The following is an 18,441-nucleotide window of genomic DNA, read 5'->3' as shown; positions in this document are numbered from 1 at the left end:
CAATTCACAAGCCGGCTTTTTGCTGCATAAACGAAGATTTCCCTTCGGCTAAAGCCACTTCTTCCATCTGAAGAAAGCGACAAGCCCGAGCGCGACAACGGCCATGAACACGAGCGCCGCCGGATAGCCGTATTGTGCCTTCAGCTCCGGCATGTTCCATGGCGAGGTTTCGGGATCGAAGTTCATGCCCCACACGCCAGCGAGAAAGGTGAGCGGGATGAAGATCACCGAGACGATCGTCAGATAGCTAATGACATCACTGGTGCGTGCCTGGCTCAGCGACACATGCATCTCGATCAGACCGGTCAGCATGTCGCGCTGGGTCTCGACCAGTTCGATGAGCCGAAGCGAGTGATCGAGCGTGTCGTTCAGGAAGATCTTGGTCTCGGGCTTCACGTAGGACACGTCGTTGCGGATCAGCGTCGCCAGCGCATCGCGCATCGGCCAAAGTACCCCCTTCAGCACATTGGCGTCGCGCCGCAACTCGTGAAGCCGCCGCATCTGGTGCTTGTCCGCCGCGCGCAGCATCTGGTCCTCGATGCTGTCGACCAATTCGCCGGCAGTCTCGATCGGCGGGAAATAGCTGTCGACAATGGCGTCGATCAGCGCATAGGCGAGATAGTCAGCGTCGCGTGCGCGCAGCCGGTTGGGCATCGAGCTTTCGATGCGCTTGCGCACGGGATCGAACGGATCGCCTTCGCGCTCCTGAAAGGTGACGACGAAGTTCCTGCCGAAGAAGACCGCGATCTGCTCGTAACGATGCGCGGTGACGTCGTCGATCATCCTGACGACGACGAAGGCATGGTCCTCAAAGAAATCCACCTTCGGCCTCTGACCGGTGTTGACGACGTCTTCCAGCGCCAGCGGATGCAGGCTGAAAATCCGGCCGATCTCCTCAATCAGCGGGATGTTGGCGAGACCGGTGCAATCGAGCCAAATGACCGGCCATGCGTGGCAATGAGCGTTGACGTCGTCGATGCTGGCATTTTCGATTGTCTCGAATTTGTCGGGCGACATCAGTGTCAGTCGCAGTTCGCTGCGCCGCGCCGCCGGGTCGGCGATCAGTGTGCCGGGTGATGCGCCGACCGGCGGCCGCCTTGCAGTCACCGGCGCCCGCTTCTTGATTGTCTCGGCCTTTGCCATGTGCCCCTCGGATGCTGCGTCTGATCGAGATTAGACGACGGGACTCACCCGGCAAAGACCCGCTTCGGCTTGAACATGCCTTGCTCGATGGCGCCGATGGCGACCAGCTTGCCGCGCGCCGTAGCGCAGGCTTCCTCGGCTTCCACTGGCGCGTCGCGGCCACGGATGATGACCGGATTGCCGAGGCGGATTTTTGTTGCAGCGTCGTCGCTGATCGCGATCTGCGGCAGGCAGTCGAGCGCGGCTGATGTGTCGACCAGAAGCGCGTCGATGGCGTCGAAATCGACCGGCACCGTGTCCGCTGAATCCGAACGTTCATCGCCCTGGCCGCCGAAGCGCGCGGTTTCCAGCTCGGCGATGGTGACGAAGTCTTCCTGCGTGAACGGCTCGACTTCGATTCGGCGCAGCTCGGCGATGTGACCGAAACAGCCGAGGTCGCGGCCCATGTCGCGGGCCAGCGAGCGCACATAGGTGCCCTTGCCGCATTCGACCTCGAAAATGGTGCGATCAGCATTGTGGTCGATCAGGTCGAGACGGCCGATCTCGACTTCCCGCGCCGGGATGTCAACCGTCGCGCCGTCGCGGGCAAGGTCATAGGCGCGCTCGCCTGCGATCTTGATGGCCGAAAACTGCGGCGGCGTCTGCATGATGACGCCGGTGTATTTCGGCATCAGCAAAAGCACATCGGCTTCAGCCGGACGCTGGTCGGAGCTTTTCGTCACCGGCCCTTCGAGGTCATCGGTCGAACGCTCCTCACCCCAGGCAACCGTGAAGCGGTAGACCTTGGCGCCATCCTGGACATAGGGCACCGTCTTGGTCGCTTCACCGAGCGCAATCGGCAGCATGCCGGAAGCGAGCGGGTCGAGCGTGCCGGCATGGCCGGCCTTTTCCGCCTGGAACAACCATTTGATCTTGGAGACAGCCTCGGTCGAACCCATGCCGACCGGCTTGTCGAGCACTAGCCAGCCGGAGATCGGCCGACCCTTCTTCTTGCCGCGACGCGCCACTATTTTTCGTCCTTGTAGTTGCCTTTGTTCTGGTCGCCAATCTGGGCGTCTGGGCCGAGATCGCGCGCCACTTCGGGCGAGTGCAGCAATTCGTTGATCTTCTGGAAATTGTCGTAGCTGGTGTCGAGCCGGAAGCGGAACTCGGGCATGTACTTCATCTGCCGAAGCGCGCCGGAAACGCGGCCGCGCACGAATTTCGCGTGCTTGTTGAGCGCCTCGACCACCGCATCGGCATCGCCAGCGCCGAGCGGCGACACGAAGGCGGTGGCTATCTTCAGATCGGGCGACATGCGCACTTCCGAGACCGAAACCACTGCGTTCTCGATCAACGGATCGAGGATCTCGCCACGCTGCAAGGTTTCCGACAGCGCGTGGCGCACTTGTTCGCCGACGCGCAGCATGCGCTGGGATGGGCCTGACGTGGTTGAACGGGGCATTTTTCTCTATCCTGAAATCGTGAGGCACGGGATGGGACCGCGCCGCATGTCTCATATGCTTTGGGCGGCAGCCTTTCGACCACCGCCCGGTCTCAGTAGATGCTCAACTCAAGACGCTCGAACTCAGAGCGTCCTGGTCACCATCTCGACGCGGAAGCACTCGATGACGTCGCCGACGCGCATGTCCTCGTAGTTCTGGAAGGCCATGCCGCATTCCTGGCCACCCGGGACCTCCGCCACTTCGTCCTTGAAGCGCTTCAGGGTCTTCAGCGTGCCTTCGTGGATGACGACATTGTCGCGGATCAGGCGAACGCCCGCACCGCGCTCGACCTTGCCTTCGGTGACACGGCAGCCGGCGATCTTGCCGACCTTGGTGATGTCGAAGATCTCGAGGATCTCCGCATTGCCGATGAAGGTCTCGCGACGCTCCGGCGACAGCAGGCCCGACAGCGCCGCCTTCACGTCATCGACGAGATTATATATGATCGAGTAGTAGCGGATCTCGATGCCTGCAGCCGCGGCAGCCGCGCGCGCCTGCACATTGGCGCGGACGTTGAAGCCGATGATTGCGGCACCCGAGGTTTCCGCCAGCGACACATCGCTTTCGGTGATGCCGCCGGCGCCCGCATGGACGATGCGCGCACGCACCTCGTCGGTGCCGAGCTTGTCCAGCGCCGCGTTGATCGCCTCGATCGAGCCCTGCACGTCGCCCTTGATGACCAGCGGGAATTCCTTCAGCCCGCTCGTCTGCAGTTGCGACATCATCTGTTCGAGCGAGCCACGCTGGCCGGCATGCTTGGCCACCGCCTTCTCGCGCGCCAGACGCTGACGATATTCGGTGATCTCGCGGGCGCGGGCTTCATTGTTGACCACGGCGAAGCGGTCGCCGGCCTGCGGGGTTCCTTGCAGACCGAGCACCTCCACCGGCATCGCCGGCGGCGCTTCCTTGATTTGCCCGCCGCGGTCGTTGACCAGCGCGCGCACCCGGCCCCATTCGTTGCCGGCAACGAGGATATCGCCGGGCATCAGCGTGCCGGTCTGGACCAGCACGGTGGCGACGGGGCCGCGGCCCTTGTCGAGCTGGGCTTCGATGACGACGCCCTCGGCGGTGCGGTCCGGATTGGCCTTCAGATCGAGGATTTCGGCCTGCAGCAGGATCGCTTCGAGCAGCTTGTCGAGATTGGTGCCCTTGGTCGCCGACACTTCGACGTCCAGCACCTCGCCACCCATCGATTCGACGAAGACTTCGTGGCGCAGCAGTTCCGAGCGCACCTTCTGAGGGTCGGCGTCATGCTTGTCGATCTTGTTGATCGCCACGATGATCGGAACGCCCGCCGCCTTGGCATGGCTGATCGATTCGATCGTCTGCGGCATCACGCTATCGTCGGCCGCCACCACGAGGATGGCGATGTCTGTAGCCTGAGCGCCGCGGGCGCGCATCGCCGTGAAGGCGGCGTGGCCGGGCGTGTCGATGAAGGTGATCTTGTGACCGCTCTTCTCGACCTGATAGGCGCCGATATGTTGGGTGATGCCGCCGGCCTCGCCGGACACGACATTTGCATTACGGATGGCATCGAGCAAAGACGTCTTGCCGTGGTCGACATGGCCCATGATGGTCACCACCGGCGGACGCGGCTCGAGATCTTCGGGACGATCGGCGATGTTGAAGAGGCCTTCCTCAATGTCGGACTCGGCGACGCGGCGAACCGTGTGGCCGAATTCGGTGGCGACCAGTTCGGCCGTGTCGGCGTCGATGACGTCGCCCGGCTTCAGGATTTGGCCCTGTTTCATGAAGAACTTGACCACATCGACGGCGCGCTCGGACATGCGCTGCGCCAGTTCCTGGATGGTGATGGTTTCGGGCAGTATCACTTCGCGCATGACTTTCTCGCGCGGTTCGTTATGCAGCGCGCGCTTGAATTTCTCCTGGCGCCGACGCATCGACGACAGCGAACGCGCACGCGCATCCTCATCGGAAAGTGCGGCATTCAGCGTCAGCTTGCCGCGGCGGCGATCTTCCTCGCCTTTGGTCGGCTTAGCCGGGCGTGCCACTTCGGGCGTGACCGGACGGCGCACCGGGGCACCGGCGCCGGTCCGCTTCGGCTTGATGTCCTCGTCGTCGACTGTCGCCAGTTCGGCGGCCAGCGGCGCGCGGCGACGCGCCTCTTCCTCGGCACGCCGGCGGGACTCGGCCTCGGCCTGCAGCCGGGCTTCTTCCTCGGCCTGGCGGCGCGCGGATTCCTCGCGCTCGCGACGGCGGCGCTCTTCATCCTCGGCGCGGCGCTTGGCCTCGTCGATGGCGCGTTGGCGATCCTCGACATCGCGCACCTTCGAACCCTCAAGGGCCCGGCGGCGCGCCTCCATCTCATTGCGCGACAATTCGTTCAGCACCATGCCGCCGCGTTCGACCGGCGGCGGAGGCGGCGGCGCCTTGGGCGCTTGCTGCACAACGGGCGCTGCCGCGACCGGCGGCTTCGGCGTGAACACGGACACAGGGGCAGCGGCCGGCTCCGGCTTGTCGCCGGGCAGCGAGAACTTGCGCTTCTTAGTCTCGACCACGACCGCCTTGGTGCGGCCATGCGAGAAGCTTTGGCGCACGGTGCCCTGTTCCGTACCGGGGCGCTTCAGCGTCAAGGTCTTCTTCGGCGTCACACTCAACGTCTTGTCGTCGCCCGATTTCGTATCGCTCATTCCATATCCTCTGCGGCATCATCTTCGTCAGCAACGGCCGCAAGCATTGCCAGATCGTCCGGGGAACCGCCCCGATACCGGTCGAGCGCAACCATGCGCTTCTGGACCGCCCTGCCCGCGTCTCCCGCGAGAACGGCAGCATGTATCACATTTGTACCCCCCAATGCCAAGCTCAACTCGGCCTCGGAGAAAAGTTTGTAGGCGAGGATGGCGGGGCCGCCAAGGTGGACGGTTGCCCGTCGCGCCTGGCGGATCTTGCGGACGCCGTCATCTGACGCTTCGGTCGCATGCAACACGAAAAGCGCCAGCCCACCACGCACCGCGCTCTCGACCTTGGTGGCGCCGAGCGCGATCGCACCTGCCTTGCGGGCAAGACCGAGCATGCCCAGAGCGGATCTGGAAAGCAGCCCGTCAACCATGCCGCCGAGATCGGTCGGCACAGTCACCTGCGCCTTGAAGGCGCGAGCGAACAGGTTTTTCGCTGCCGCCTTGTCGATATGTAGGCGGTCGGCCGTCACCCAGCAACCGCGGCCGGGCAGGTTTTTCTTGATATCCGGAACGACGGCCGAATCCGGGCCGACGACGAAGCGGATCAATTCATCCGGTTCGGCCTGTCTGCGCGTGACGATGCAAGTGCGATCGTTCATCTCGTCCAAGGGCGGGTTGTGTGCGATGCGGTTTCACCTCACGCACCAACGGCTTCGTCAGCCGGCACGTCTTCGGCTGCAAGCTCGTCTTCGGTGATCCAGCCGGCCTTGAGGCGGGCGGCCAGAACCATCTGCTCGGCATCGGCGCGCGACACGCCGTGACTGGCGAGCACGCCGGGGAACACCTTCGTCTCGCCGTCCTTGCGTTCTTTCCAGCCGGTCAGGTCATCGGCCGCATAGCCGGCGAAATCCTCGATCGTCTTCACGCCGTCCTCGCCGAGCGTCACCATCATGGCGGTGGTCACGCCAGGAATCTCACGCAACTCGTCCTTGACGCCCAGCGCCTTGCGCTTCTCGTCATGCTCGGCTTCGATCTTCTCCAGATACTCGCGGGCGCGGGCCTGGATTTCCGAGGCGGTGTCCTCGTCGAAGCCGTCGATCGACGCGATCTCGTCGGCATCGACATAGGCGACTTCCTCGACGCTGGTAAAGCCTTCGGAGGCGAGCACCTGGCCGACCATCTCGTCGACGTTGAGCGCATCCATGAACAGCGCCGAGCGTTCGACGAACTCCTTCTGGCGGCGCTCGCTCTCTTCCTGCTCGGTCAGGATATCGATATCCCAGCCGGTGAGCTGCGAGGCGAGCCGGACGTTCTGGCCCCGGCGGCCGATGGCCAGCGACAGCTGGTCGTCCGGCACCACGACTTCGATGCGTTCGGCATCCTCGTCAAGCACGACCTTGGCGACTTCCGCTGGCTGCAGCGCGTTGACGATGAAGGAAGCAGCCGAAGGCGACCACGGAATGATGTCGATCTTCTCGCCCTGCAATTCGCCGACCACCGCCTGAACGCGGCTGCCGCGCATGCCGACGCAGGCGCCGACAGGATCGATGGAACTGTCACGCGAGATGACGGCGATCTTGGCCCGCGAACCCGGATCGCGGGCGACCGACTTGATCTCGATGATGCCGTCGTAGATTTCCGGTACTTCCATGGTGAACAGCTTCGCCATGAACTGCGGATGGGTGCGCGACAGGAATATCTGCGGACCACGCTGCTCGCGGCGCACGTCGTAGACATAGGCGCGGACGCGATCGCCATATTTGTAGTTCTCGCGCGGGATCAGCTCGTCGCGGCGGATGATCGCCTCGCCGCGGCCGAGATCGACGATGACGTTGCCGTATTCGACGCGCTTGACGGTGCCGTTGACGATCTCGCCGATGCGGTCCTTGTACTCGTCATACTGGCGGTCGCGCTCGGCCTCGCGCACCTTCTGCACGATGACCTGCTTGGCCGACTGGGCGGCGATGCGGCCGAAATCCATCGGCGGCAGCTGTTCGGCAATGAAGTCGCCGAGCTGGGCGTCGGGATTGCGCTCGCGCGCGGAGGAAATGGCGATCTGCGTCGCATAGTCGTCGACTTTCTCGACCACTTCCATCAGCCGCTGCAGCTTCATCTCGCCGGTATTCGGATTGATGTCGGCACGGATGTTGGTTTCCTGGCCATAGCGCGAGCGCGCAGCCTTCTGGATCGCATCGGCCATGGCAGCGATGACGATCGACTTGTCGATCGACTTTTCACGCGCGACCGCGTCGGCGATCTGCAGCAGTTCAAGCCTGTTGGCGCTTACAACCATCGTTTTTCTCCCGAGCTTGTTGCCGAGCCTTTGCGCCCGGCAGCCCAATCACATTTCCTGTTCGGTTTCATCTTCCGCGCCCGCTTCTGCGCCCTCTGGCGCGTCTTCGGGTTCGCCGCGGCGCTTCTTGGCTTCCTTGCGCGCCCTGTTGTCTTTCGACAGCGCGTCGCGGATAAGGTCATCGGTCAGGATCAGCCGTGCCTCGGCAATCGCATCGTAGGGCACACGCACCGTCGGCTCTTCGCCATAGGCCGCCTTGTCGCGCTCGATCAGCACGCCGTCCGCGTCGCTCTCGACGATCTTGCCCTTGAAGCGCTTGCGGTCGGCGACAAGGACCGAGGTTTCCATCTTCACCAAATGACCCGTCCAGGTCGCGAAATCCGACTTGCGGACCAACGGCCGGTCGATACCCGGCGACGAAACTTCGAGATGATATGCCTTTTCGATCGGATCATCGACATCGAGCGCAGGCGACACCGCCCGGCTGACCTCTTCGCAATCCTCGACGGTCATGGTGCCGTCCTCGCGCTCGGCCATGATCTGCAGCGTCAGCCCGTTCTGGCCCGTCAGATGCACCCTGACTAGGCGGAAGCCGATGGCACGCAACACCGGCTGCACGATCAGCGCGATGCGCGCATCGATGCCGCTTTCGCGGATGATGCGGTCGTCGCTGTCGGGTACCGTTGCAGTCATTCGATTCCTGTCGCTTCATCGGCGGTCGGAAGGTAACAAAAAAGAGCGGGACCGGGTGGACCCACTCTTCGCCATACCGACCAAGAATTTGAGCTTGATATAGACGATCGCGGCCGCCGTTTCAAGTCCGCATGCAGGTATGGTGAAAGTGCCGGGGGCAGCGTTGCATAGGGCGCATGGCGGCCATGCGGCAACGTCCCTGTGATATCAGGCGAAAGCGCCTATCTATGTTGCGCTGCACAAATTCAATCACGCATCGCAGCAGGCGAAAGGGCATAATCATGACCAACCGCAAAGTTTTCTCGGCCATCGGCGATTTTTTCACCGTGTTCGGCAGCGCCGTCGCCGCGTCGCACGCGGTCGAAGCCGGCCGCAAGCCACGCGCGCGCGATCTGCGCAATCTCGGCATGGATCCGGCCGCCTTCAACAAGATCGGCCGCTTCTAAGACCGCCGACGCAGCGCGAGGACGCGCGCTGCTGAGTAGGACTATCTCCGGACGAAGGTGAGATAGGCCGGCCGCCGGCCTTCGCGAATGGCCTTCGCCTCGTAGCGCGTACCGGGCCAACCCTCATAAGGCCGATGCCAGTCGGCGGCCTCTTCAGCCTGCCACGCAAACGCATCATGTACCCGGCAATGCAGCAGCGTCCAGTTCACATAGCTATCGATATCGGAAGCAAAGCGGAATTTTCCGCCTGACTTCAGGACGCGCGCGAAACGGTCGAGATTGACGGAACTGACGAAGCGTCGCTTCCAGTGTTTCTTCTTCGGCCAGGGATCGGGATAGAGAAGGTCGATGCCGTCGAGCGAGGCTTGCGGGAGCCAGTCGAGCAGGCGCGTGGCGTCGTCGTCATAGACGCGAAGATTGGCAAGCGGCCGTTCCCTGACGGCCATCATCATCTTGGCCATGCCGTTGACGAAAGGTTCGACGCCGACAAAACCAGTTTCAGGAGCCGCCGTCGCCCGATGCAGCAGGTGCTCGCCGCCGCCGAAACCAATTTCGAGATGAATGGCGCAGACATCGGCTTCGAACAGGCTGCGCAATTCGGCCGGCCGTCCGGCCGTCAGATCGAGCCGGTAGGTGCTGAAGCCGCTTTCCAGTGCCGCCGCCTGCTGCGGACGGATGGTCTTGCCGCGCCGGCGACCGAAAAATGCTTCGGTCGCACGGCTTGGCCGGTCTTTCGGATGCATGGACGCCGCGGCTAGGCCGCGACTGCTTCGGCGGGCGCTTCGGCGAGTGCATCCTTGAGCGCCTTGGCGAGGTCGGTCTTTTCCCAGGAGAAGGACCCGTCACGGCCGGCCTTGCGGCCGAAATGGCCATAGGACGACGTCTTCGCGTAGATCGGCTTGTTGAGATCGAGGTGGCGGCGGATGCCGGACGGCGACAGGTCCATCACGGTGCGCAGCGCCTGCTCGAGCTTTGCCTCATCGACCTTGCCGGTGCCGTGCAGGTCAACATAGACAGACAGCGGCTGGGCGACGCCAATGGCATAGGAAAGCTGGATGGTGCAGCGATCGGCGAGCTTGGCGGCCACCACATTCTTGGCGAGATAGCGTGCCGCATAGGCTGCGGAACGGTCGACTTTGGTGGTGTCCTTGCCGGAAAAAGCACCGCCGCCATGGGGCGCAGCACCGCCGTAAGTGTCGACGATGATCTTGCGCCCGGTCAGGCCGGCGTCGCCGTCTGGCCCGCCGATGACGAACTTGCCCGTCGGGTTTATGTACCAGTTGCAGCTGTCGGCGATCTTCAGCTCGCCGAGCGCCTCGCGAATATAGGGTTCGACGACATTGCGGACCTTCTTCGAATCCCAGCTGGCGTCGAGATGCTGGGTGGACAGCACGATTTGCGTCACTTCCGCCGCCTTGCCGTCGATATAACGGACGGTCACCTGGCTCTTGGCGTCCGGCCCGAGCCGGCCGGCATCGCCGTTGCCCTCATGGCGCGCGGCGGACAGCAATTCGAGGATCTTGTGGCTGTAGTAGATCGGCGCCGGCATCAGATCCGGCGTCTCGCGGCAGGCATAGCCGAACATGATGCCCTGGTCGCCGGCGCCTTCCTCGCCTTGCCGGTCGGAGGCGTTGTCGACGCCTTGCCCGATATCCGGCGACTGGCCGTGCAGCAGAACCTCGATCTTTGCTGTCTTCCAGTGGAAACCGGCCTGCTCATAGCCGATCTCGCGGATCGCCTTGCGGGCGGCCGACTTGAACTTCGCCGGATTGACGAGCGGATGACCGGCGGCATCCATCAGGATGTTGCCGGCCTTGTCCTTCTTGAGCAGGGTCTCGGGGACGCGGACCTCGCCGGCGATCACGACGCGATTCGTGGTCGCCAGCGTCTCACAGGCGACGCGGACCTTCCAGGGGTCCATGCCGGTCTTTCTGGCCTCGCGATAGACCAGATCGACAATCTCGTCGGAGATACGGTCGCAGACCTTGTCGGGATGACCCTCGGCAACGGATTCCGAGGTGAATAAATAGTTTTGCCGCGTCACGGGTGTCCCCTCTTGAAAAAATATCGGCACGCTGCCGATTGGCGCGCCACGTGTTAGCTGTGCCGGGCGGCGCTCGTCAAGCGGTGCGGCCATTCTGGTAAGAAAATCGCGCTATTATCTTCTACCACTGTGACCGGTGGCAGGATGCCGCAAGCGCGCTTTGCTCCAACACGTTGCTTAGCTTCAGCACGTTGATGAAAAAGACTTTGAGCATGGGTGTCGAGTAAAATCGATCCGCTCTCCGGCATGCCTATGGGATGTAAATTCCACGGTGCGCGAGATCGCGAAAATTGCCTGCCCCGCTATGACGGCCTCGCCATTTCCGGGTTTTCAACGGCCAAATCAATCGGCCCAATCAATCGACTTCGTCGGTGGAAAGGGCCTTCACAAGCTCGATGATCTTGCGGCGTATCTTCACGTCGGCGATCTTGACGAAGGCCCGGTTGAGTTGAAGACCTTCAGGACTGCCGCAGAATTCGACGGCAAAAGCCATTGATGTATCCTCGGCAAATCCGCGGTTGCCCACGGTCTCCTGGCCCGGCGCATCCTCGAAAAAGAAAGCGACAGGAACGCCGAGTATCGAGGCGATTGCCTGCAAACGGCTGGCACCAACGCGATTGGTCCCCTTTTCGTATTTCTGTATCTGCTGAAAAGTTATGCCGAGGTTCTCGCCCAGCTTCTCCTGACTCATTCCCAACATATTGCGACGAAGCCTGATGCGACTTCCGACATGAATGTCGATAGGATTCGGCTTCTTCTTGTTTTCTTCTGCCATTTTTTCCTCGCCGAATTTTTCCGGCTTTTTGTGTTTTTCTGCCCAAACGAAGCCGGCGGCCGGTGCCCCAACACAACGACGTACCGACTTCGAGAAATTTCAGGCCGTTACAGTATGAGTTTCTAATGTGTCGACTGTCAATTCGCCCGTAGCTTTTGCCTTACATTCGATGTGAAAGCGGCCAGCGCAAACAGCAATAAGATCATCAGTCCGTTAATGCGTCTTTGGCGGGAAGAAACGATGGCTTGATCGGAAATCGGCACATGTACATCGATGGCTCCGCGTGCGTCGATCGCCAGCGCGTCGAGGATGCGCCCGCGCGGATCGACGACAGCGGAGATGCCGTTATTGGCCGCGCGCAACAAGGGCACCCCGTTCTCCACAGCACGAATCTGCGCCTGCCTGAAATGCTGGTACGGACCCGGCGTGTCACCGAACCACGCGTCGTTCGTGACATTCACAATAAGCTCGGCTGACGTAGCGTCAATCGCCACCAGATCGGGAAAGATGACTTCATAGCAAATGAACGGAAGCACGCGGATGCCGCCGGACAGCGCAATCGGATGCCGCTCATTGCCGGCCGCGTAGGTCGTCGGCCCGGCGACGAGCTGTTTGAGCCCGAAGCGGCCAAGAAGGTCGGCAAGAGGCAGATACTCGCCAAAGGGCACCAGATGAACCTTGTCGACAGCATCTGCGATTTCGCCCTTGTCGTCGATCGCCACCACCGAATTGTAGTACCGCCTGTCGGCATCTGCCGCCGAGCCGCCCTCCTCCCGGACGACGCCGGCGATCAGCATCTGGCGGTCGTCAAGCATCTCTCCCAGCGCGGTCAGCGCATCGGGACGTTCGGCGAAAAAAAACGGCACGGAGGTTTCCGGCCACAGGATCAATTGCGGCTTGTCATGGCCGGCCTCCGGCGCCTTGGCCGAAAGCCCCATCAGCGTAGCGAAGATCCGGTCGGGCACCGAAGCGTCCCACTTCTCGCTGAGGTCGACAGCCGGCTGGACAATGCGGACGTCGAGGCCGCGCTCCGCCGGCTTTTCGGGAATAGCAAGCCGGATATAGCCGAAGCCGACATGGGCCGCGACGAGAACGGCAAGCAATGCAGCTCCCAGGCGGACATGCCGGCGCGCCGCAAGCAGGGCCGGCAATGCAAAGACGAAGACCGCCAGCGCGTTCATGCCGACCATGCCGGTTACCGACACGCTCTGCATAAGCAAAGGCACCGGCATCGCCGCGTAGCCGACGGCATTCCACGGGAACCCGGTGAACAGAAAATCGCGCAGCCATTCCGCCAGGCCAAAACCGAAGGCAAGGGCAGCGATGCGGCCGATGTCGTTGCTCCACAGCAGCCGGGCAACCGCTGTTGCGAAGCCGTAGAAAAAGGCGAGGGCCAGCGGAATTCCGACCACTGCGAAGGGAAGCGCCCAGGCGAAACTGTCGGCCTCGACCAGAAGTGCCGAGCCGATCCACCACAGGCCGGCGAGAAAATAGCCGAAGCCGAACCACCAGCCGATGGCGAAAGCCGGCCGCAAACGCCAGAACCAGCCATCGGAGGCTTCGCCGGTCGCGCCGTCGAGGAGCCAGACCAGCAGCGGAAACGAAATAAAACAGACGGCGAAGAAATCGTAAGGCGCCTGGGCAAGAACCGCCAGCGCGCCAGCAAGAAACGCCACAAGCGTGCGGCGCCAACCCCACAGCAGAATTATCTGGCCGGCCAGACGCTTCATCAATGCTTCCGAGTCGTGCGAATCACCGAGTAAGATTTATCAGGCCGCGGTCCGCGCTCCAAACGGCGACCGCTTCGCCAGCGCGTCGGATTGAATTTTGGCTCACGACCCAATTTTGCCACTACCCATGTTGCCCGAACAGGCTGCTTTGTGCGGAAATTGAGACAATTACGGATGCAGCAAACCCTGCCGCCATGCAGCGTGGTCCGCCTCGACAGGCGTCAGTAGGGCTCGCTTCACAAGACTCGATTCTTCGGCATAGCGACTTCGCGTCCGCACGGCTCCTCATATTTATCAGGAAACGGCGTTCACGCCCGACTGCAGTTTGCGCCAAGCCATGGGGGGCATGTCGAATGCCCGTCTGAAGGCCCGATTGAACGCGGCTTCCGATTCGTAGCCAACCTCAAAAGCGATACGGGCGATGGGTTCATGGGAGCCCTTCAATCGCTGGGCGGCGACCTGCATTCGCCAATTCGCCAGGTAGCGCATTGGCGGCTCGCCTATGAGGCTCGTGAATCTCTCGGCGAACGCGGAGCGCGATAATCCGATTTCCTGCGCAAGCTCCTCCGTGGTCCAGCGGTGCGTCATGCGGCTGTGGAGAAGTGCAAGCGCCCGCCCCACCGCGGGATCGCGCAGGCCGGCGAGCCATCCGTTCGCCTCTGGTGGCAGCGACTTTACATAACGGCGCACTGCCTCCACGAACAGCAGTTCGGCAAGCCTGGCAAGCACGGCCGACGACTCGATGCGGCCTTTCGCTAACTGATGCGCGGCAAAGCGGAACGAGCTTTCGATCCAGCTGCCAGAAGCGCCCTCCTCCACGCCAATTTTGAGCATCTTGGGCAAGATACCGCAGATCGCCGTGTTGGGCGTATTCGTGCCGAGATAACCGCACAGGATTTGCGTCCGCTCGCCACCGCCTCCGTAGACGATGCGCGCCATTCCCCCTGCTCCTGCAGGCTGGATCAGGAAATGGGCGTTGACCGGCCTGAGATTGGCCGCACTGCCGAGAACATGCCCGTCGTTGCGCGGCATCAAAATGATCTCGCCGGCCTGGACTGGAACCGGTGCATGCCCCTCCGTCTGCAGAAGGAGGCGACCGGCGGTCACGTAATGGTAGGCGATCAGCTGGACCGGCGGCGGCATGAAGGGGCTGCAGTCCTCGGGCGCGACCTGGGAGGTCACACACCAGGGCGCGGTGAATTCCGCCTCGAGAAAGACAGCCCCCGTAAGGTGCATCGTCCTGCAGATGTCTAGAAGCGCATCCATGGCCACCTCAAATCCGGCGGATCGGGCAAGAGAACCGGCGTCCCTGTCATTCAAAAGGAACGCAAGCTGCATCATAACTCATCGCGCCAAGACAGTAATGAAGATCCTCGCGAAGAACTCGCGACGGATTCCGCGCGCCGGGTGCGACTGCGCTTATCCATGCTGTCTCCGATCAGAGGATATTGAGGATGACTGACTTCAGACATCGTCTGCCGCAGCTCAGTGGCGACATCTTTCTAACCGATGGCGGGATCGAGACGACGCTGATGTTCCTGGAGGGTTTCGACCTCCCGCACTTCGCTGCCTTTCATCTCCTCCAAAGCGAGGCAGGGACGGAAGCCCTGCGTAACTATTATCGCAGGCACGCGGCCATCGCGAAAGAAAATGGCACCGGCTTCATCCTGGAAAGCGCCACCTGGCGGGCGAGCCCCGACTGGGGTGACAAGCTCGGTTATTCCGCGCAGGCGCTCGACGAGGCCAACCGAAAGGCCATCGCTCTTCTGCGCGAGATGAAGGCGGCGTTGGAAACCGAACGCTCGCCGATGGTGATCAGCGGCTGCATCGGCCCCCGCGGCGACGGCTACGATCCCGGCAAGGTGATGAGCCCGAAGGAGGCCAACGCCTACCACGCTCGGCAGATCGGCGTCTTTGCGCAATCCGGCGTTGATATGGTCACCGCCATCACCATGACCAATACCAACGAAGCGATCGGCGTGACCCGCGCAGCGCAGGCCGCCGGGCTGCCCGTTGTCATCTCTTTTACAGTCGAGACGGACGGGCGTCTGCCGACCGGGGAAAGGCTTGGGAACGCCATCGAAACCGTTGACCGGGCAACCGCCGACGGGCCGGTGTACTTCATGATCAGCTGCGCCCATCCGACCCATTTCGAGAGTGTGCTCGAAGGTGGCTGGGCGGGACGGCTGCGCGGCATAAGGGCGAACGCATCGAAATGCAGTCATGCCGAACTCGACCAGGCCGCGGAGCTTGATGATGGGAACCCGATCGAGCTTGGCCTTCAATATCGCAACCTCCGCAGTCGTTTCCGCCACATCAACGTGCTGGGCGGCTGCTGCGGCACGGATCACCGCCACATTGAACAGATTTGCATCCACTGCCTGGAAGCGGCTTGAGAAGGATCACACAGGGCGAGATCGCCCTCAAGGAGGACATCATGAGCGACAATCTGAGATCATACACCATCACACTCGACAACGGCCTTTGGTTGCCATGCGTTGAGCACGGCAATCCCGCCGCGACGCCGCTGCTGCTCCTGCACGGATATACGGACAGCTGGCGTTCGTTTGAGCCTGTGCTGTCGAAGTTCCCGGCTTCCGTCCGCGCGATCGCGTTCACACAAAGGGGGCACGGCGAAGCGGGGAAATCCGCCGAAGGCTACGCCCCCAGAGATTTCGCTTCAGATGCCGTGGCGCTGCTTGACAAATTGGGCATTGGCCGCGCGGTTATCGCCGGCCACTCGATGGGCAGTTTCGTCGCGCAGCGGATTGCGATCGATCATGCCGACCGCGTTGCGGGGCTCGTCCTCGAGGGTTCGTTTCCGGCGACGATGGGCAATGCTAGCGTGGATGAGCTCTGGCGGGAGGTTGAGCATTTTACAGATCCCGTCGACAGGGATTTCGCCCTGGCTTTTCAAAGCAGCACGCTCGCGCAACCGATCCCGAGCGCGCTTCTTGAAACCTTCGTCGACGAAAGCCTCAAGACGCCAGCTCGCGTATGGAAGCACGCATTGAGGGGGATGATGGACGCCGACCATACGGCGGAGCTTACACTTATCCGGGCGCCAACGCTGGTCATGTGGGGCGCGGCCGATGCATTCTTTCCGCGCTCGGATCAGGACGTGCTCCTCGCCCGGATTCCAGGCGCCGAGCTGTCGCTCTACCACCGGGCCGGCCACTCGATCCATTGGGAGGAGCCTCTTCGCTTCGCTTCGGATGTCGCTGCGTTCGTCGAGGCTAGGACTACGTCCCAACAAGCCGCCTAGGCGCTGACAAACATAGGCAACAGGCTCCCGCTGCAACCGCGGGCGCCGGTATTTCTCTCCACCAACCATTCTTCGCGCGGACGCGGCATCGCTCCAGCGACGGGGAAGCTATGACCGAAAGGAGAAGAACATGCAGTCCAACAGGATAATCTCGTTACGTGCCTTGGCCGGTTCTTTGATGCTTGCCACATCGGTGCTTGCCGTGACCGCATCGGCGCATGAGCAGACCAAGACCGAGTTGTTCAAGGCCGGCGTCAGCTATGCCGCAGGCAGCAGTAATCCGACCGAAGGCGAACGACCGCCGCTCTACCGAGGGCTCGGCGACCTCACGATGCCGATCACCACGAAGAGCAAGGAGGCGCAGGCCTATTTCGACCAAGGCCTGCGGCTCACCTGGGGCTTCAACCACGCCGAGGCGCGGCGCTCCTTTCAGGAGGCCCAGCGGCTCGATCCGGAATGCGCGATGTGCTTCTGGGGCGAAGCCTTCGTACTCGGGCCGAATATCAACGATGCCATGCACGAAGAGGCGAAAGCCCCTGCCCGTGATGCGATCCAGCGGGCCGAAGCGCTGAAGGCCGGCGTTGGCGGCAAGGAACGGGCGCTGATCGAGGCCCTGGCCAAGCGTTACGGCGCCAACCCCACGGCGAGCCGGCCGCCGCTCGACCGGGCTTGGGCGGAAGCCATGGGCAACTTGGCCAAGGCCTATCCGGACGATGCCAACATTCTCGTCTTTTATGCCGATGCGCTGATGAACCTGCAGCCATGGGACTATTGGGAGGCTGACGGGCTGACGCCCAAAGGACAGGGAGGTGAGATCGTGGCCGCGCTGGAGCGCGCGCTTGAAATCGATCCGAGGCATCCTGCAGCGGCGCATCTCTACATCCATGCCGTCGAGGCCTCTACCGACCCGTCGCGCGCGGAAGCCGTGGCAGATCGCTTACGGGGCTCCATGCCGGCGGCAGGTCATCTCGTACACATGCCTGCGCACATCTATGCGCGGGTCGGTCGCCACTCCGACTCGATTGCTGTCAACCGCGATGCCATCGCGGCGGACGAAGCCTTCTTGGCACAGTCGGGTGAAGCGGCGAGTGCTCTCTATCGCTTCGGCTATTACCCGCACAACGTCCACTATCTGATGCTCTCGGCCCAGATGGCGGGCGTGCGGGACGACGTTATCGGCTCAGCGGAGAAGCTCGCCACGATTACGTCGGACGACGTCTCGCAGGAACTGGCATGGGTGCAGGCAATCAAGGCCGCGCCTTTCAGCGCGCATGCCCAGTTCAGCGATCCGGATACGATTTTGGCACTTCCCAACCCAGGTGACCGCTTCCCCTTCGTCAAAGGCTATTGGCACTACGCGCGCGGTGTGGCTCTCGCCTTCAAGGGCAATCTCGAAGCGGCTTCGTCTGAAGCAGAAGCGATCGAGCAGATCATCGACAAAACCGACATGAGCGGCCTTGAAGAGCAGTATCTCCCTGCAAAGGACGTGCTCGGGATCGCCAAGTTTGTCGTCGAAGCCCGCATCGCACAAGCCAAGCGCGACTATGTCGAGGCGGAGCGCCACCTGAATGAAGCGATCCGCCTGCAGGACGGGATCTCGTATATGGAGCCGCCCTACTGGTATTATCCGGTGCGACAGACACTCGGTGCCGTGCTCCTCCAGCAGGGTCGCGCAGAAGAAGCGATCGCCGCCTTCGAAAAGGCGCTTCAGGAGACGCCGCGCAATGGTTGGGCGTTGTGGGGCCTGCTCAATGCGCAGACAGCAGGAAACCGAGAGACCTCCGACACGAAGGCGGCATTCGCCCGAGCTTGGCTCGGCGACGAGGGGCTGCTTTCTCTCGACCGGCTCTAGAATCTTTCACGTTTTGACGGAAGCGTATCCGGCGTTAGCAAAGTAGTTGTTGCATTCTGTAGCCTCGATGGTTTCGA

At 62.4% G+C, this 18,441-nt stretch carries 16 protein-coding genes; 4 read left to right on the top strand and 12 right to left on the bottom strand.

Features of this window, described 5'->3' with window-relative positions; genetic code table 11:
• Positions 1-48 precede the first annotated feature (48 nt).
• The 7 genes from corA to rimP form a co-directional block, all read right to left on the bottom strand.
• Positions 49-1,143, bottom strand: a complete 1,095-nt coding sequence (gene corA / locus CIT31_RS00080; RefSeq protein WP_095517016.1) for a magnesium/cobalt transporter CorA — start codon at positions 1,141-1,143, stop codon at positions 49-51.
• 44 nt (positions 1,144-1,187) lie between these two features.
• Positions 1,188-2,150 (bottom strand): tRNA pseudouridine(55) synthase TruB, encoded by a 963-nt coding sequence (truB, locus tag CIT31_RS00075; protein WP_095517015.1) that lies wholly within the window; start codon positions 2,148-2,150, stop codon positions 1,188-1,190.
• Complete coding sequence (gene rbfA, locus CIT31_RS00070) at positions 2,150-2,587, bottom strand: 30S ribosome-binding factor RbfA (protein ID WP_029356951.1); 438 nt, start codon at positions 2,585-2,587, stop codon at positions 2,150-2,152. The genes truB and rbfA overlap by 1 nt, the downstream gene beginning before the upstream one ends.
• Positions 2,588-2,710: 123 nt before the next feature.
• Entirely contained in the window at positions 2,711-5,278 is a 2,568-nt protein-coding gene (gene infB, locus CIT31_RS00065) for a translation initiation factor IF-2 (RefSeq protein ID WP_095517014.1), read from the bottom strand.
• Positions 5,275-5,925, bottom strand: a complete 651-nt coding sequence (locus tag CIT31_RS00060) for an RNA-binding protein (protein ID WP_029356953.1) — start codon at positions 5,923-5,925, stop codon at positions 5,275-5,277. Before CIT31_RS00060 ends, infB begins: the two co-directional genes overlap by 4 nt.
• A gap of 38 nt (positions 5,926-5,963) precedes the next feature.
• A complete protein-coding gene (gene nusA / locus CIT31_RS00055) occupies positions 5,964-7,559 on the bottom strand; it encodes a transcription termination factor NusA (RefSeq protein WP_029356954.1) in 1,596 nt (531 codons plus the stop codon).
• Between the two features lie 48 nt (positions 7,560-7,607).
• On the bottom strand, positions 7,608-8,252 hold the full coding sequence (gene rimP / locus CIT31_RS00050) for a ribosome maturation factor RimP (RefSeq protein ID WP_095517013.1): 645 nt from the start codon (positions 8,250-8,252) through the stop codon (positions 7,608-7,610).
• Positions 8,253-8,533: 281 nt separating this feature from the next.
• On the opposite strand from rimP, the gene CIT31_RS00045 reads away from it, so the two are divergent.
• A complete protein-coding gene (locus tag CIT31_RS00045; protein ID WP_095517012.1) occupies positions 8,534-8,698 on the top strand; it encodes a hypothetical protein in 165 nt (54 codons plus the stop codon).
• A gap of 41 nt (positions 8,699-8,739) precedes the next feature.
• Here CIT31_RS00045 and trmB read toward each other — a convergent pair whose 3' ends face one another.
• From trmB to CIT31_RS00020, 5 genes are all read right to left on the bottom strand, one after another.
• A complete protein-coding gene (trmB, locus tag CIT31_RS00040; RefSeq protein WP_095517011.1) occupies positions 8,740-9,441 on the bottom strand; it encodes a tRNA (guanine(46)-N(7))-methyltransferase TrmB in 702 nt (233 codons plus the stop codon).
• Positions 9,442-9,452: 11 nt separating this feature from the next.
• On the bottom strand, positions 9,453-10,742 hold the full coding sequence (gene metK, locus CIT31_RS00035) for a methionine adenosyltransferase (protein WP_095517156.1): 1,290 nt from the start codon (positions 10,740-10,742) through the stop codon (positions 9,453-9,455).
• 355 nt (positions 10,743-11,097) lie between these two features.
• On the bottom strand, positions 11,098-11,517 hold the full coding sequence (locus tag CIT31_RS00030; protein ID WP_029356958.1) for a helix-turn-helix domain-containing protein: 420 nt from the start codon (positions 11,515-11,517) through the stop codon (positions 11,098-11,100).
• Between the two features lie 137 nt (positions 11,518-11,654).
• Positions 11,655-13,247 carry an apolipoprotein N-acyltransferase gene (gene lnt, locus CIT31_RS00025; protein ID WP_095517010.1) on the bottom strand — a complete coding sequence of 531 codons (1,593 nt, stop codon included), beginning with the start codon at positions 13,245-13,247 and terminating at the stop codon, positions 11,655-11,657.
• Between the two features lie 294 nt (positions 13,248-13,541).
• Positions 13,542-14,588 carry an AraC family transcriptional regulator gene (locus CIT31_RS00020; RefSeq protein WP_245316062.1) on the bottom strand — a complete coding sequence of 349 codons (1,047 nt, stop codon included), beginning with the start codon at positions 14,586-14,588 and terminating at the stop codon, positions 13,542-13,544.
• Between the two features lie 113 nt (positions 14,589-14,701).
• Between CIT31_RS00020 and CIT31_RS00015 the strand changes: the two genes are divergently transcribed.
• The 3 genes from CIT31_RS00015 to CIT31_RS00005 all read left to right on the top strand — a co-directional run bounded on the left by CIT31_RS00015 (position 14,702) and on the right by CIT31_RS00005 (position 18,364).
• Positions 14,702-15,643, top strand: coding sequence for a homocysteine S-methyltransferase family protein (locus CIT31_RS00015; protein WP_095517009.1), 942 nt, complete (start codon positions 14,702-14,704; stop codon positions 15,641-15,643).
• A gap of 41 nt (positions 15,644-15,684) precedes the next feature.
• Positions 15,685-16,512, top strand: coding sequence for an alpha/beta fold hydrolase (locus CIT31_RS00010; protein ID WP_095517154.1), 828 nt, complete (start codon positions 15,685-15,687; stop codon positions 16,510-16,512).
• Between the two features lie 130 nt (positions 16,513-16,642).
• Complete coding sequence (locus tag CIT31_RS00005) at positions 16,643-18,364, top strand: tetratricopeptide repeat protein (protein WP_095517008.1); 1,722 nt, start codon at positions 16,643-16,645, stop codon at positions 18,362-18,364.
• Positions 18,365-18,441 lie beyond the last annotated feature (77 nt).

This window comes from Mesorhizobium wenxiniae (assembly GCF_002284535.1).
GTDB lineage: Bacteria > Pseudomonadota > Alphaproteobacteria > Rhizobiales > Rhizobiaceae > Mesorhizobium > Mesorhizobium wenxiniae.
This window is presented reverse-complemented; position numbering and strand designations above follow the sequence as displayed.

Bases quoted from the DNA above. Each gene is read 5' to 3' on its own strand.
- CIT31_RS00020 (WP_245316062.1), bottom strand. From the start codon at position 14,588: ATGATGCAGCTTGCGTTCCTTTTGAATGACAGGGACGCCGGTTCTCTT.
- CIT31_RS00060 (WP_029356953.1), bottom strand. From the start codon at position 5,925: ATGAACGATCGCACTTGCATCGTCACGCGCAGACAGGCCGAACCGGAT.
- CIT31_RS00005 (WP_095517008.1), top strand. From the start codon at position 16,643: ATGCAGTCCAACAGGATAATCTCGTTACGTGCCTTGGCCGGTTCTTTG.
- trmB (WP_095517011.1), bottom strand. From the start codon at position 9,441: ATGCATCCGAAAGACCGGCCAAGCCGTGCGACCGAAGCATTTTTCGGT.
- CIT31_RS00015 (WP_095517009.1), top strand. From the start codon at position 14,702: ATGACTGACTTCAGACATCGTCTGCCGCAGCTCAGTGGCGACATCTTT.
- CIT31_RS00010 (WP_095517154.1), top strand. From the start codon at position 15,685: ATGAGCGACAATCTGAGATCATACACCATCACACTCGACAACGGCCTT.
- CIT31_RS00045 (WP_095517012.1), top strand. From the start codon at position 8,534: ATGACCAACCGCAAAGTTTTCTCGGCCATCGGCGATTTTTTCACCGTG.
- rimP (WP_095517013.1), bottom strand. From the start codon at position 8,252: ATGACTGCAACGGTACCCGACAGCGACGACCGCATCATCCGCGAAAGC.
- infB (WP_095517014.1), bottom strand. From the start codon at position 5,278: ATGAGCGATACGAAATCGGGCGACGACAAGACGTTGAGTGTGACGCCG.
- lnt (WP_095517010.1), bottom strand. From the start codon at position 13,247: ATGAAGCGTCTGGCCGGCCAGATAATTCTGCTGTGGGGTTGGCGCCGC.
- rbfA (WP_029356951.1), bottom strand. From the start codon at position 2,587: ATGCCCCGTTCAACCACGTCAGGCCCATCCCAGCGCATGCTGCGCGTC.
- nusA (WP_029356954.1), bottom strand. From the start codon at position 7,559: ATGGTTGTAAGCGCCAACAGGCTTGAACTGCTGCAGATCGCCGACGCG.
- corA (WP_095517016.1), bottom strand. From the start codon at position 1,143: ATGGCAAAGGCCGAGACAATCAAGAAGCGGGCGCCGGTGACTGCAAGG.
- CIT31_RS00030 (WP_029356958.1), bottom strand. From the start codon at position 11,517: ATGGCAGAAGAAAACAAGAAGAAGCCGAATCCTATCGACATTCATGTC.